Annotated in this window: 14 protein-coding genes; 11 read left to right on the forward strand and 3 right to left on the reverse strand. The window is 60.1% G+C overall.

The genetic code is table 11. From position 1 onward, the window contains the following. Nucleotides 1-131 precede the first annotated feature (131 nt). Entirely contained in the window at nt 132-1,433 is a 1,302-nt protein-coding gene (locus JL474_RS21675) for an HD-GYP domain-containing protein (RefSeq protein ID WP_203140794.1), read from the forward strand. 37 nt (nt 1,434-1,470) lie between these two features. On the opposite strand, the gene JL474_RS02535 is transcribed toward JL474_RS21675, so the two are convergent. Then, on the reverse strand, nt 1,471-2,598 hold the full coding sequence (locus JL474_RS02535) for an organic solvent ABC transporter permease (RefSeq protein WP_236011966.1): 1,128 nt from the start codon (nt 2,596-2,598) through the stop codon (nt 1,471-1,473). Nucleotides 2,599-2,835: 237 nt separating this feature from the next. Between JL474_RS02535 and JL474_RS02540 the strand changes: the two genes are divergently transcribed. The 3 genes from JL474_RS02540 to queF are packed head-to-tail and all read left to right on the forward strand — an operon-like array spanning nt 2,836 to nt 5,372. Continuing rightward, complete coding sequence (locus tag JL474_RS02540) at nt 2,836-3,771, forward strand: ABC transporter ATP-binding protein (protein WP_203140795.1); 936 nt, start codon at nt 2,836-2,838, stop codon at nt 3,769-3,771. Then, entirely contained in the window at nt 3,768-4,541 is a 774-nt protein-coding gene (locus tag JL474_RS02545; protein WP_123633458.1) for an ABC transporter permease, read from the forward strand. Before JL474_RS02540 ends, JL474_RS02545 begins: the two co-directional genes overlap by 4 nt. Nucleotides 4,542-4,553: 12 nt before the next feature. Then, on the forward strand, nt 4,554-5,372 hold the full coding sequence (queF, locus tag JL474_RS02550) for an NADPH-dependent 7-cyano-7-deazaguanine reductase QueF (RefSeq protein ID WP_203140796.1): 819 nt from the start codon (nt 4,554-4,556) through the stop codon (nt 5,370-5,372). A gap of 34 nt (nt 5,373-5,406) precedes the next feature. Here queF and JL474_RS02555 read toward each other — a convergent pair whose 3' ends face one another. Next, complete coding sequence (locus JL474_RS02555; RefSeq protein ID WP_123633557.1) at nt 5,407-6,816, reverse strand: adenylate/guanylate cyclase domain-containing protein; 1,410 nt, start codon at nt 6,814-6,816, stop codon at nt 5,407-5,409. Between the two features lie 3 nt (nt 6,817-6,819). Beyond that, the gene (locus JL474_RS02560; RefSeq protein WP_123633456.1) at nt 6,820-7,131 is read right to left on the reverse strand and encodes an Mpo1-like protein; all 312 of its coding nucleotides are present in this window, start codon (nt 7,129-7,131) and stop codon (nt 6,820-6,822) included. A 279-nt stretch (nt 7,132-7,410) separates the two neighbouring features. Between JL474_RS02560 and JL474_RS02565 the strand changes: the two genes are divergently transcribed. The 7 genes from JL474_RS02565 (at nt 7,411) to flgG (ending at nt 13,458) form a co-directional block, all read left to right on the forward strand. Continuing rightward, nucleotides 7,411-7,968 carry a nitroreductase family protein gene (locus JL474_RS02565; RefSeq protein WP_203140797.1) on the forward strand — a complete coding sequence of 186 codons (558 nt, stop codon included), beginning with the start codon at nt 7,411-7,413 and terminating at the stop codon, nt 7,966-7,968. Between the two features lie 235 nt (nt 7,969-8,203). Further along, nucleotides 8,204-8,554 carry a flagellar basal body rod protein FlgB gene (gene flgB, locus JL474_RS02570; RefSeq protein WP_407944041.1) on the forward strand — a complete coding sequence of 117 codons (351 nt, stop codon included), beginning with the start codon at nt 8,204-8,206 and terminating at the stop codon, nt 8,552-8,554. A gap of 28 nt (nt 8,555-8,582) precedes the next feature. After that, nucleotides 8,583-9,032, forward strand: a complete 450-nt coding sequence (gene flgC, locus JL474_RS02575; RefSeq protein WP_203140799.1) for a flagellar basal body rod protein FlgC — start codon at nt 8,583-8,585, stop codon at nt 9,030-9,032. Nucleotides 9,033-9,053: 21 nt separating this feature from the next. Further along, nucleotides 9,054-9,737, forward strand: a complete 684-nt coding sequence (locus JL474_RS02580; RefSeq protein WP_203140800.1) for a flagellar hook assembly protein FlgD — start codon at nt 9,054-9,056, stop codon at nt 9,735-9,737. 21 nt (nt 9,738-9,758) lie between these two features. Beyond that, a complete protein-coding gene (locus tag JL474_RS02585; RefSeq protein ID WP_203140801.1) occupies nt 9,759-11,714 on the forward strand; it encodes a flagellar hook protein FlgE in 1,956 nt (651 codons plus the stop codon). A gap of 119 nt (nt 11,715-11,833) precedes the next feature. Next, on the forward strand, nt 11,834-12,589 hold the full coding sequence (flgF, locus tag JL474_RS02590) for a flagellar basal-body rod protein FlgF (protein ID WP_123633450.1): 756 nt from the start codon (nt 11,834-11,836) through the stop codon (nt 12,587-12,589). A gap of 80 nt (nt 12,590-12,669) precedes the next feature. Beyond that, nucleotides 12,670-13,458, forward strand: coding sequence for a flagellar basal-body rod protein FlgG (flgG, locus tag JL474_RS02595; RefSeq protein ID WP_123633449.1), 789 nt, complete (start codon nt 12,670-12,672; stop codon nt 13,456-13,458). Nucleotides 13,459-13,481: the final 23 nt, after the last annotated feature.

Raw genomic sequence — 13,481 nt, forward strand, 5'->3', positions numbered from 1 at the left:
TGCCGGCTGATAACGAACAGTAACCTTGTGTCGGTGAAAGGTTACTGTTCGGTACACAAATGTTATTGTCGCTCGCCGCGATCCCGTCAGAATGGAATCATCGACGTCGTTTTCAGGAGTAGAGGTCTGCCGTGGGTGTCCGCCAGAAGAAAGTAGCGGTGCATGATTTGTCGTTGGGCGCGTTCGTGTCTGACCTCGATCGTCCGTGGCACGAAACGCCTTTCCCCATCCAGGGGTTCTATATTCGCCGCCAGGAAGATATCCAGACCCTCACGTCCTACTGCAAGTGGGTGATGATCGACGTGGCCGAAGCGCGTGACACGTCCGAGTATGAGGCGTCCAACGCCCCGATTTTCGCCCGCCGCAACGCCAAGCGTACGAACCAGGAAGTCATCCAGCTGCCGCCGATCCAGGTGCGCAACCCGCAAGACTATCCCGTGTCGTCAACCCTGAAGCGCGAAGTCCGCCAGGGCAATCGGCTGCTGGTGGATGTGGACAAGGCGCTGAGCGATATTGAACGCCGAATTCGCGCCGGTGAGGAGCCGGATTTCAACAGTGTGTATCGCGTCGCACGTGGCATGGCCGGCAGCGTCGTCCGGCATCCGGACGCGATGCTCTGGGTTGCCCGCTTGCGCCAGCGTGACAACATGACGTACCGGCACGCCCTGAATACCGCCATCTGGGCGCTGGTCTGTGGTCGCCACATGGGGCTGGAGCCGGCCGCGCTGGAAAACCTGGCGATGGGCACACTCCTGTGTCACGTCGGTAAGCTGGAATTATCCCCGTCGCTGCTGCGTAACGAAAACCGGCTCGACGCCGGGGATTTCGCCCTGTTCCGGACCTATGTGGAAAAGGGCGTCAACCGATTGCAGGCGGCCGGCATGTCGCGAGCGGTCATCAGCATCGTCCAATATCACCGCGAGCGCCATAACGGCTCGGGGTTCCCGGCGCGCATCCGGGGTGATCGCATCCCGCTGTTGGCCAAGATCGCCGGTCTGGTGGATTATTACGAATCCCTCGTGGAAACCCGGGAAGACCAGACGCCGATGACGCCGGCGCAGGCAGTCGCCCACCTGTATGAAATGCGCAACATTGAGTTCCAGGAGGATCTGGTGGAACGTTTCATTCAGTCCATCGGCATCTATCCGACCGGCACGCTGGTGGAGCTGAGCTCCGGTGAGCGTGGCGCGGTGGTCTCGCATACGCCGGGGCGTCGTCTTTGGCCGCGGGTGATGGTGATGACGGATCCGGAACGTCGGCCGTTGAAAGCCGCCAGGATCGTGAACCTGGCGGAGGTCAATGAAGGGCGTCAGCCGGACAAGGTGGTTTCGGTCAACGGATGCCTGCCATTCGGGGCAGAGGGGCTGGACCCGCGCCACTTCGAAGTCACCGGCGCCGCATCGCGCTGGAGCCTGAAGCATTTGTTGGGCTGAGCCGCCTGCCGTCCCGTTCGGATCGGCAGGCGACCCACTACTGGATGATCACCCGCAGGGGCTTGCGTAGCCAGCGGTAATCGTCATCCGGTTTGAAGTTAACGATCAGCTCCCCGTCGTCCCCCGTCTCGCCATCAATGAAATATTCCACCGAATGGGTCTGGGCGCTGTAGCTGTGCACCACCAGGGCGTTGTCGTTGGTGCTGATGGCTTCGATCTTCGCCAGTGATACCTTCTTGCCCACCCGGCGTACAACCACTTCATGGATGGCGGTGTCCGAGGCGGGCAGTTCCTGGGTCACCTGGCTGAGATAGTATTCGTTGGCGATGTCGGTGGTGATACTGTCCAGCTCGCTGGTGAGGTACTCGTCGATGTCGTCGGAGTCGATGTCTTCGACATTGCGGATCGCATTGAGGATCCGGTTGCGCTTGCTCTCCAGTTCGTCGCTGTAAACCACATCCGGATCCCGCGCCGTACCGTTTTCGGGTGGTTCCGGAGCCGCGTCGATTTCCGCCTGGGTGGGTGGGTCCTCGCAGAGCTCGTCGTCTTCCGGGTAGAAACAGATGGCTTTCAGCAATCGGTTGGCCGGCGTCAGATCCGCATCGTCAGTGGTTTCACCATCTTCGGTCACTTCATTAATGAACTGGCTTTCCGGCACGGTGAAGTCGATGGGTTTGTCCAGCGTGGGCAGGGCAGCGTTCAGCTGGCTAATGACCCGGTCGGTGAACACCAGTCGGTTGCTGTCGGACGTGGAGCCATCTTCGTCCAGTGCCAGCAGGAAGCGCGTGAGGTTGCGCAGGGTGGTGTTCTCGATGGCCTGCTGTTCAGCCGGCCGATGGCTGAGCAGACCCAGCTCGTCGACAGTGGCATTATCCAGCAAGGCTCGGGTATCCGACAGGAACTCCAGGGGCGTCACCACGTTATCGGTGGGAACACCCGACACCAGTTGCAGGTCGCCGACACTCAGGGTCAGGGTTTCACCGGCGTAGTATTGGAAATGGCCTTGAGCGTCGGTCTTTCCCGTCTGGCTCTGGGTCTGGTAGGACAGACCCTGCATGCCGCTGAGGGTGAGCTGTCCGGTGGCCGTGTCGTCGCCGCCGTCGCCGCCGCCACAGCCCTGTAACAGGAGCAGCGGGGTGAGCAGCAGAAAGGGCTTGAGGTTCATAGGCTCGTCTATCTTTCCATGGAAGACCGGTTGATACCGGGTTTCGTTGTTATGGGCCTGATTATAGGAGCGAGGGCGATGGGCATGTTGGACACCTGTCGCAGTTTGCCAAAGTCATGAAGCGGCGGGCGCCAACTGGCCCGATGCAACCGAAGGGGTTGAATTTCCAGGCCCCGCCACAATTTACACACGATCTCAACGCGCAACCCCTCATCAGAACAGACAGGCTGGGCACCCATGACGGATGCACTGAAGATTGAAAATCTCCGCAAAACCTACGACTCGGGCTTCGAGGCACTGAAAGGGATCGATCTGACGGTCAGGGAAGGTGATTTCTTCGCGCTGCTCGGACCCAACGGCGCAGGCAAGTCTACGACGCTGGGCATTGTGTGTTCGCTGGTCAACAAGACCTCCGGCAAGGTATCCGTGTTCGGCCATGATATCGATCGGGACCTGTCCGGTGCGAAGATGAACCTGGGCGTGGTGCCCCAGGAGATGAACTTCAACCAGTTTGAAAAGGTGATCGATATCGTCGTCACCCAGGCCGGCTACTACGGCATTCCGGCCAAGCGGGCCCGGGTGTCGGCGGAGTATTACCTGAAGGAGCTGGGGCTCTGGGACAAACGCAACGAGCCGGCCCGGATGCTGTCCGGGGGCATGAAGCGGCGGCTGATGATCGCCCGGGCCCTGGTGCACGAACCCAAGCTGCTGATCCTGGATGAACCCACCGCCGGGGTCGATATCGAGCTGCGCCGCTCCATGTGGACCTTCCTGCAGGAAATGAATCGGCGGGGCACGACGATCATCCTGACCACCCATTACCTGGAAGAGGCGGAAGCGCTTTGCCGCAACATCGCCATCATCGACCACGGCAGCATTCTGCAGAACACCAGCACGCGGGACCTGCTCAAGCAGTTGAGTGTGGAGACCTTCCTGCTGGATCTTTCGGAGCCGGTCAGTGAGGCACCCGAGCTGCCCGATTTCGACACGCGCCTGGTCAACGAAGGGCAGTTGGAAATCGATGTGCGTCAGGGGCAGAACCTGAACGCCGCGTTCAGCCAACTGGACGCCAAGGGTCTGCGCGTGGTGAGCATGCGTACCAAGGCCAATCGACTGGAGGAGCTGTTCCTCCGCATGGTTCAGGAGAACAGCCGGAAAGGAGACAAGGCATGAGTCCGGACGCCAAACTGACCGCGCTTTCGACGATCGTCGTCCGGGAAGTGCGCCGATTCACCCGGATCTGGCCGCAGACGCTGCTGCCGCCGGCGGTCACCATGACACTCTATTTCGTGATCTTCGGCAACCTGATCGGCTCCCGCATCGGGCAGATGGACGGGCACGACTACATGGCCTTCATCGTGCCGGGTCTGATCATGATGTCCGTCATCACCAGCTCCTACGCCAACGTGGTGTCGTCGTTCTTCAGCATGAAGTTCCAGCGCAGCATCGAGGAGCTGCTGGTTTCGCCGGTGCCGAATTACATCATCCTGGCTGGCTACGTCGCCGGCGGTATGGCCCGTGGGTTGGGCGTGGGCCTGATTGTGACCGTGTTGTCACTGGGCTTTACGAACCTCAGTCTGCATCATCCGGCGGCCACAGTGCTTACGGTTGCGCTGACGTCGATGCTGTTCTCGCTGGGGGGCTTCATCAACGCGATGCTGGCCACCAAATTTGATGATATTTCCATCGTCCCGACGTTTGTGCTCACGCCGCTGACGTATCTCGGCGGCGTGTTCTACTCCATCCAGCTGCTGCCGGATTTCTGGCGGGCCGTGTCGATGGCCAACCCGATTCTGTATATGGTCAACGCCTTCCGGTACGGCATCCTGGGGATTTCGGACGTCAACGTGGGCGTCTCCCTGTCGATGATCGTGTTGTTCATCGTCATACTGGTCGTACTTTGTTTGCGAATGCTTGCGCGTGGTCGCGGCATCCGCCACTGACGGAAACCGAATATGGCTCTGCAGAACGCACCGCTGGGCAAATCCAGCGAATACCCCCAGCACTATGCACCGGAACTGCTGTTCCCGGTGCCCCGGCTGGATAACCGTCAGCGTATCGGTCTGGTAGACGGGCGCTGGCCGTGGTTCGGCGGGGATGTCTGGCAGGCCTGGGAGCTATCCTGGTTGCGTCCCAATGGCGTTCCGGCTGTGGCCTGGGGTATTTTCCGGATTCCCGCGGCCTCGCCGTTCCTCATTGAATCCAAGTCATTCAAGCTGTACCTGAACTCCCTGAACCAGGCCACCTTCTCCGATCCGTCGCAGGTGATCGAGCTTGTCGAGCGGGATCTGTCCAGCGCCTCGGGTGCCGCCGTGACCTGCCAGCTCTATTCCGTGGACGAGACGGCTCACATTGCGCCACGACCGTCCGGCTACGAGCTGATCGATGATGAGCCGATTGAGGTGGCGGGCTACGAGCCCTGTCCCGGGAAGCTCGTTGCGGAAGGGGAGACCGTGACTGAATCCCTGTGCTCGCACCTGCTCAAGAGCAATTGCCCGGTCACCGGGCAGCCGGACTGGGGGACGCTGCTGATTCACTACACCGGGCCGAAAATCGATCGGGCGTCCTTGCTGCACTATGTGGTGGGGTTCCGGCAGAAGCAGGACTTCCACGAACACTGCGTGGAAACGGTGTTTACGGACCTGATGGCCTATTGCAAGCCGGAGTCACTGACGGTCAGTGCCCATTACACACGGCGTGGTGGTCTGGACATCAACCCCTGGCGCAGCACCGAGGCGAGCGCTCCGGCGATGGTGCGTCTGATCCGTCAATAACCGACGCACGAAGCGAAGCCCTTGCTGGCGGAGACTATTCGTCGCCCTGGCGCAGGCGTTCTGCGGCATCTTCCAGAGCCTGCAGGATCGCTTCGCGTTCATTGCCGCGGACTTTCTCCGAATCCAGGTACATGGCAAAGCCGGCTTTCTCATGCTCGAGGAAGCTGCGCTCGGTACCCAGGTCGCGACGGAAGTCGATGACTTCATAGATGGGCACCGGTCGACCGAAGCCTTTCACCGTAATTTCGCCCTTGTCCCGGCACATGATCTTGTCCTTGATCAGCGAGAATGTCTCGTAGGAGACCAGGATCTCGCCGGGATCGGCCAGTGATTCCAGACGGCTGGCCAGGTTTACTTCCTTGCCGATGATGGTGTAGTCCATCCGGTTCTCGGCGCCGAAATTGCCCACCGTGGCATAACCGGCGCTGATCCCCATGCGGATTTCCAGCGGTGTCTTGATGCCCTGGCTGCGCCATTTCTGGCGCATGATCTTCATGTGCTTGCGCATGTCGATGGCCATGGAAACGCAGGCCAGCGCGTCTTCCCGAGGGCCACGACTGGTGGGGTCACCGAAGAAAATCATGATCGAATCGCCCACAAACTTGTCGATGGTGCCGCCGTACTTGAGGGCCACCTGGGACATTTCATTGAAATAGTGGTTGAGCAGTTCGGTCAGGGCCTCCGGTTCCATCTCCTCGGACAGCTCGGTAAAGCCCTTGATGTCGGAAAAGAAGATGGACAGCTTCTTGCGCTGGGTTTCCAGTCGCACGTCCCGCTCGCCGGTAAAGATGGACTGCCAGACCTGCGGTGACAGGTATTTGGACAGCTTGTGGGAGAGGGCGATCGACTGCTCGCGCTGATACTGGATCTGGGTCTTGGCAGACATCAGTGCCCGTGCCTGCTGGTGTGCATAGAATGCAGTGATACAGATGAACGCCGCCGTTGCCAGAATAGCCACGATGCTGAGCGACAGGGGCGCCTGCAGGGAGACGGCCATGCCATTCAGGGCCAGTCCGGCGAGCGCCGTCAGGGCAAACCAGAAAATGCCGAACAACCACTGGCGTAGGCCGCCGAGCAGCATGCAGCTGAACATCAGCATCATCATGATCGACAGGGATGGCGTGGCCACCAGACCGATGGTGCCGGCGAAGGCTCCGCCGAGGGCGCAATCCACCAATAGCATCTTGTGGCGGACGCGGCTGTAACGTCTGAGCAGGGTCTGGCGCGTCAGGAAATGGACAATATGCGGCCAGAGCAGGGCGCCGGGCACCAGCCAGATGAGCCAGTCCGAAAAGGTGTGGCTGAGCAAGCCGGTAAAAATAACAACAGCGGCGCCGACGTAAGCCAGCACCCGCCCGTTATAATCCGGCATCGGGGGAATAACGACCGGTTTGCTTTGTGCTTCGAGCAGCAGTGATTTGCCGCTGGCCAGGGGAGCATTCATCATCTAGAACCGAATCCGACCCGTCAGCATGTCCTTGAGCATGACCCAATCGCCCATCAGACTGTACAACGGGTATTTGAACGTGGCCGGTCGGTTTTTCTCGAACAGGAAGTGGCCCAGCCAGGCGAAACCGTAGCCCACCAGTGGAAGCAGCAGCAGGTAGAGCCACTGCGACGTGGTGGCGGCATACAGCAGAATCGCAAGCACCAGGACACTACCCAGATAGTGGAGGCGACGGCATGTCACGTCGCTGTGTTCTTCCAGGTAATACGGGTAGAACTCCGCAAAACTGTTAAAACGACTGTGTTCTGTCATCGCTTTCCGCCGGCTGCTTGTTGTTATAGTGTTCGGAGCCAGATTGGCCCCCGGACCTGCACTTCGGTCCGTTGTGGTCAGGGTGTCGTCGTGGGTCGCTCACGGCGACCTCTGCTTTGTAAAGTGTAATGTAAAGATTAGCAGTATTGCTGAAGTGCCACAATTACTCGTGGAACGTCGCCGATTTGACGCCATGTGAAGCATAAAATGGCCCATAAAGGTAACGCTCTCTTAACAGGGGGCGACCCACGGCCTGTCTCAATGGAACCGGGAATTTGCATGAACAAAACCATCGATTCGATTCTCGGGCGCAGTTCCGAGCCACGCCTGACGACGCCCGCGCCGGGCCCGGACGTCCTTGAGGACGTTTTCGCCTGTGCAGCGCGAGCCCCCGATCACGCACTGCTGCGTCCGTGGCGCTATCTGGTGGTCGAAGGCGAGGGGCTGACGGCGCTGGGCGAGGTATTTGCCCGTATTGCCGATCCGGACGACCCGCTGATGCCAAACGCTGATAAGTTGCGTCAAATGCCATTACGCGCGCCCATGGTCATCGTTGGTATTACCCGGCACCAGTCGCATCCCAAGGTGCCTGAGGTAGAGGAGTCCATCTCGACCGGTTGTGGTATGGCCTACATGCTGCTGGCGTTGCAGGCACGAGGCTTTGCCGGAATGTGGCGGACTGGCGCCGTGGCCTATCATCCGGCCGTCCGCGAAGGACTGGGGCTGGAGGCGAACGAAACCATCACCGGGTTCCTCTACGTCGGCACACCTGCCGCCGAAAAACCGGCAATGGAACGTCCCGAGACGGCCCGTTTCGTGTCCCGTTGGCCCGGCTGACAGGTCATGCGTCTCACCTGTCCGGACCAGGGGGAAAGCTCTTGCCGCTTTCCTCCTGAATCGTCTCCTCCCGATCATCCTGCCTCGTTGCCAGCCCAGTAATGACGGGCTCTTCTCCAAATTGGCACTGCTGTTGCTTTGACTCTTCCAAAATCGTTTTGCGGCAATGCCGTGGAGAAGCTCAATGGCAATCAGTTTCGATAATGCGCTGGGGATTCACGAAAAGGCACTGAACATGCGTGTCCAGCGTGCAGAGATCCTGGCCAACAATCTGGCCAACGCCGACACCCCGGGTTTCAAGGCCCGGGACATCGACTTCAAGTCGGCTTTGGGAGAGGCGCAAGGCCAATCCGGCGAACTGGCCATGACCCGGACCGAGCCGGGTCACATTGATCCGAATGCGGCCATGAGCGACCGCGCATTGCTGATGTATCGCAATCCATACCAACCGTCGCTGGATGGCAACACCGTCGACGCACAGCAGGAAGAGGCCCGTTTCATGCGTAATGCCATGGATTACCAGGCCAGCTTCCAGTTTCTCAACAGCAAGTTTGCCGGCCTGACCAAGGCCATCAAGGGCGAATAACGAGACCGCAGGGTAGAGGAGAAAGGTCGTGTCACTAGGAAACATTTTTGATATCGCCGGCTCCGGTATGACAGCCCAGTCCCTGCGGCTGAATACGACGGCGTCGAACATTGCCAACGCGGAAACCGCAAGTTCCAGCACCGACAGCACCTACCGCGCCCGCAAGCCGGTCTTTGCCGCGGTCCAGCAGGACGTCATGAATGGCGACAACCCGTTTGGCAACACCTGGGGGCCGGAGAGCGGCGCGTCTGCCGGTGTACAGGTCCAGGGCGTCGTGGAGAGCGACGAAGATCTGCAGATGCGTTACGAGCCGAACAACCCGCAGGCGAACGAAGACGGTTATGTGTACTACCCGAACGTCAACGTGGTCGAGGAAATGGCGGACATGATGTCGTCATCGCGCAGCTTCGAGATGAATGTGGATGTCATGAATACCGCGAAATCCATGATGCAGCGCATCCTGACCCTCGGTCAGTAATGACTCAGTAAGGAGCAGAATATGAGTACGGTCAATGGCACCTCCGCAACCGACGTACTGAGTCAATACCGGACGCAGACGCAGGACAGCAGCAGTACGAAATCGACGAGCGACATGGGCAAGAACGAGTTCATGGAGCTCATGATCGCCCAGCTCAACAACCAGAATCCGCTCAAGCCCCAGGAAAACGGTGATTTCCTGGCGCAGCTGGCTCAGTTCAGCTCGCTCGAGGAGATGCAGGGGATTTCCGACAGCGTCCAGGACGTCACGGGGCAATTCCGCTCCACCCAGGCGCTACAGGCTTCGGCCATGGTAGGCCGCAGTGTGATGGTGCCCTCCCAGACGGCTGTCCTGGGCGCTTCCGGTGATGTCAACGGAGCGGTCGAAGTGCCGGCGTCGACGTCCAGCCTGCGGGTGGATGTTCTCAACAGCTCCGGCGAGCTGGTGCGGCAACTGGATCTGGGACCGGCAACCGCCGGCCAGTCGTCCTTCAGTTGGGACGGCAAGGACGGAGACGGCAATGATCTGCCGGAAGGCACTTACCTGCTCAAGGCCAACGCGAGCTATACCTCCGGTACCGAGCAGCTCAGCACCATGATCGGCGCCAATGTGGACAGCGTGTCGCTGGGCACCAGTGGCGATATTACTCTGAACCTGGCGGGCATGGGCTCTGTAGGCCTGTCCGACGTGCGGCAGATTAACTAACAGTATTTCAAGGGGTGAAGTATGGCGTTCAACACCGGTCTTAGCGGTCTGAGAGCCGCGTCCGTGGATCTGGATGTCACCGGCAACAACATTGCCAATGCCAGCACGGTCGGGTTCAAGGGCAGTGAGGTCCAGTTCGGCGACCTCTATGCCAGCGGTTTCCTGTCTGGCGCGACCAATGCGATTGGCGACGGGGTGAAAGTCCAGTCCGTAAACCAGACGTTCGGGCAAGGCAACATCAGCTTTACTGACAATGGGCTGGATATGGCGATTGACGGGGATGGCTTCTTCATCCTCAACAATGATGGCGAGGTGCGCTACAGCCGGGCCGGACAGTTCACGATCAATAAAGACGGATTTGTCGTAAACAATCAGGGCATGCGCGTGCAGGGTTTCCAAGCGGACGACGACGGCAACCTGTCCGGCGTGCGCGGTGATCTGATGATCGACAGCGACAACCTGGCCCCACGCCGGACCACGAACGTGGCGTCGCAGCTCAACCTGGATTCCCGGGAGAGTGTGCTGGCGTCCAGCGGCACCCGCATCCAGACTCGCGATTTTGCGCCCAACGAGTCCACTGGCGAGCAGAATTTCACCATCACCTACGCCGACGGCAGTACCAGCACGGTCAATGTCCCCGCGGGCAGCTCCGCGCGTGAAATTGCCAATGCCCTGAGTCAGGAAGAGGACGTCAGCGCTTCCGGTCGAACCGAGGTATTGCTGGACGGCTCCGGCATCCAGGCCGACGATGTGCTGACCCTCGAGGGCGTCGATTTCACCATTGCCGACACCGATTCCAGCGGCAACACCCTGACCACGGCCGAGCGTGTGCAGAAGCTGGCGGATGACATCAATGGGTCGTCCCTGAGCAGTATTAACGCGACGGTCACCTCGACCGGCGAGCTGCGCCTGATTTCCAGCCGCGGCGATACCCTGCGCCTGGCCTATCAGGACACCAACAGCGACGGCGGCGCCATGGCGTTCGATGACGGCACGGCGTTGTCGAACGACAGCACCAACCCGTCCACCCAGGTGGGCGAAGTCAGCATCACGCTGGATGGCGATACCCAACTGGCGTCGGCCGCCGTAGCGCCTTCGACCACCACGATCCTGGACGGCGTCACCCCGACGGCGTTTACCAGCAACACCTTTGATCCAACGGATCAGGGCACCTACAACCACGCGACGTCGAGCACCATCTACGACAGTCTGGGTAATCCGCACGTGATGACCCAGTACTTCGTCAAGGAACCGACCACCTCCGCCAGCCAGGGCAACGCCTGGACCATGTACGTCCAGGTCGACGGCGAGAATGTGGGCGATCCGCCCAATTCGTCCGGCGAGCCCACCATGGCCCAGTACGACCTGGTGTTCGATGAAGAAGGTAATTTGCAGAGCATTGACGGCGATCCCGACGGCGAAGTGCTGATTTCCAACTGGACGCCCGTGGATGGGAACGGTCAGCCCAACGGCGCGGACGGTCCGCGTCTGGTGAGCAGCGGTGGTACCACGCCGATCCCGGATCCCCCCGTGAGCTCCAACTTTGTGATCGATCTGGGTGATACGACGCAGTTCGGCAGCGAATTCGCCGTCAACGACCAGAGCCAAAACGGCTACACCACAGGTCGGCTGTCGGGGCTCGATGTCTCGGACGCGGGGGTGATCTTCGCCCGCTACTCCAACGGCCAGTCCCAGTCGCTGGGCCAGGTGTCGCTGGCGACCTTCAAGAATGCGGAAGGCCTCTCGCCGGTCGGAGACACCACCTGGGTGGAAACGTTCGAATCCGGGCAACCGATTATCGGATCGCCCGGTAGCGGCACGCTGGGGTCGATTGCCGCCAGTTCCGTCGAGGAGTCCAATGTGGACCTGTCGGAAGAATTGGTGAACCTGATCATTGCCCAGCGCAACTATCAGGCGAACGCCAAGACCATTGAAACCTCCGATGCGGTCACCCAGACCATCATCAACCTGCGTTAAACCTCCCTCTGACGTCAGCCCTGCGCCTTCCAGGCCAGGGCTGACGGGCTTTTAGCTCCTTCTGGCACGACTTATGCAATATCTACGGCAAGAGTCAAAAATCCGGCAGGAGTTTTCCCATGGATAAATCCATCTATATCGGCATGTCCGGCGCCAAGCAGTCAATGCTGGGCCAGCAGGCCCATGCCAACAACCTGGCGAACGTGAATACCACCGGTTTCAAGCGCGACTTCGCCCAGGCGCGGAGTATGCCGGTTTTCGGGGAAGCTTATCCGACGCGGGCCTATGCCATGACCGAAAGGCCGGGCACGGATCTGTCTGCCGGCGCCCTGATGGAAACCGGACGGGATCTTGACGTTGCCGTGAATGGCGACGGTTGGTTGGCGGTCCAGTCAGACAGCGGGGAAGAGGTGTATACCCGCTCCGGCAGCCTGAGCGTCGATGTCAACGGCCTGCTACGCACGGCTTCCGGGGAGCCGGTGTTGGGCAACGGTGGACCCGTGGCATTGCCGCCGTATGACAGCCTCACCATTGCCCAGGACGGCACCATTTCCATCGTTCCGGCTGGCGGACCACCCGATCAGTTGGTCCAGATTGACCGACTCAAGCTGGTCAATCCCGATCAGGCAAGCATGCACAAAGGCACCGATGGCTTTTTACGGGCCGGTCCCGAGGGGCAAGCCGGCACGGTCGCACCGGCTGATCCGAACGTGCGGATCGAGCCGGGCTTTCTTGAAGCCTCCAACGTCAATGCGGTGGAGGAAATGATCGACAACCTTCAGCTGGCACGCCAGTACGAGATGCAGGTGAAGGTGATGCGCACGGCGGAAAGTAATTCAGAAGCGACGGCACGGCTGTTGCAAAACCTTGGTTAAAAGTCGGCTTGATCGCTGAAGCGGGGAAAAGCGGCAAATGTTCGCCGCCCGCTGACGGGTTTCTTGCAGGAGTATAGAGAATGCATCCAGCACTTTGGGTCAGTAAAACCGGTCTGAGCGCCCAGGACACCAACCTGGCGACCATCTCCAACAACCTGGCCAACGTCAATACGACCGGCTTCAAACGCGACCGGGCGGTCTTCCAGGATCTGCTGTATCAGGTTCATCGGCAGCCCGGCGGTATGTCGTCGGAGAACTCGCAGTTGCCGTCGGGCCTGCAGTTGGGTACGGGTGTTCGCGTTGTGGGCACCGCCAAACAGTTCACCCAGGGGAACCTGCAGGTGACGGAGCAGCCTCTGGACATGGCGATCGATGGGCGTGGTTTCTTCCAGGTGCTCAAGCCGGACGGCAACATTGCCTACACCCGGGACGGTCAGTTCCAGTTGAACTCCGACGGGGACATTGTCACCGCCAACGGTTATCCGATTGAGCCCAACATCAACGTGCCGGACAACACGACCCACATCACGGTCGGTACCGACGGTACGGTGACTGCCGTCGTAGATGACGCGGCCAATCCCGTGCAGTTGGGCCAGATCACCACGGTGGACTTCGTGAACCCGCAGGGCTTGCAGGCGATCGGGAACAACCTGTTTGTCGAGACCAATGCCAGCGGCGCCCCGCAGGAAGGCGATCCGGGCGTTGACGGCCTGGGCGCGGTTCAGCAGGGCATGACCGAATCCTCGAACGTTGAGGTGGTCGAAGAGCTGGTGAACATGATCACGACCCAGCGCGCCTATGAAATGAACTCCAAGGTGGTCTCGACCACCGACCAGATGCTCCAGTTCCTGACCCAGAACGTCGGCTGACGCTGACGAACGGGTAGAGGAGG

The sequence above is a fragment of the Marinobacter mangrovi genome (assembly GCF_016798325.1).
GTDB lineage: Bacteria > Pseudomonadota > Gammaproteobacteria > Pseudomonadales > Oleiphilaceae > Marinobacter_A > Marinobacter_A mangrovi.

Bases quoted from the DNA above. Each gene is read 5' to 3' on its own strand.
- JL474_RS02535 (WP_236011966.1), bottom strand. From the start codon at position 2,598: ATGAACCTCAAGCCCTTTCTGCTGCTCACCCCGCTGCTCCTGTTACAG.
- JL474_RS02540 (WP_203140795.1), top strand. From the start codon at position 2,836: ATGACGGATGCACTGAAGATTGAAAATCTCCGCAAAACCTACGACTCG.
- JL474_RS02545 (WP_123633458.1), top strand. From the start codon at position 3,768: ATGAGTCCGGACGCCAAACTGACCGCGCTTTCGACGATCGTCGTCCGG.
- queF (WP_203140796.1), top strand. From the start codon at position 4,554: ATGGCTCTGCAGAACGCACCGCTGGGCAAATCCAGCGAATACCCCCAG.
- JL474_RS02555 (WP_123633557.1), bottom strand. From the start codon at position 6,816: ATGAATGCTCCCCTGGCCAGCGGCAAATCACTGCTGCTCGAAGCACAA.
- JL474_RS02560 (WP_123633456.1), bottom strand. From the start codon at position 7,131: ATGACAGAACACAGTCGTTTTAACAGTTTTGCGGAGTTCTACCCGTAT.
- JL474_RS02565 (WP_203140797.1), top strand. From the start codon at position 7,411: ATGAACAAAACCATCGATTCGATTCTCGGGCGCAGTTCCGAGCCACGC.
- flgB (WP_407944041.1), top strand. From the start codon at position 8,204: ATGCGTGTCCAGCGTGCAGAGATCCTGGCCAACAATCTGGCCAACGCC.
- JL474_RS02580 (WP_203140800.1), top strand. From the start codon at position 9,054: ATGAGTACGGTCAATGGCACCTCCGCAACCGACGTACTGAGTCAATAC.
- JL474_RS02585 (WP_203140801.1), top strand. From the start codon at position 9,759: ATGGCGTTCAACACCGGTCTTAGCGGTCTGAGAGCCGCGTCCGTGGAT.
- flgF (WP_123633450.1), top strand. From the start codon at position 11,834: ATGGATAAATCCATCTATATCGGCATGTCCGGCGCCAAGCAGTCAATG.
- flgG (WP_123633449.1), top strand. From the start codon at position 12,670: ATGCATCCAGCACTTTGGGTCAGTAAAACCGGTCTGAGCGCCCAGGAC.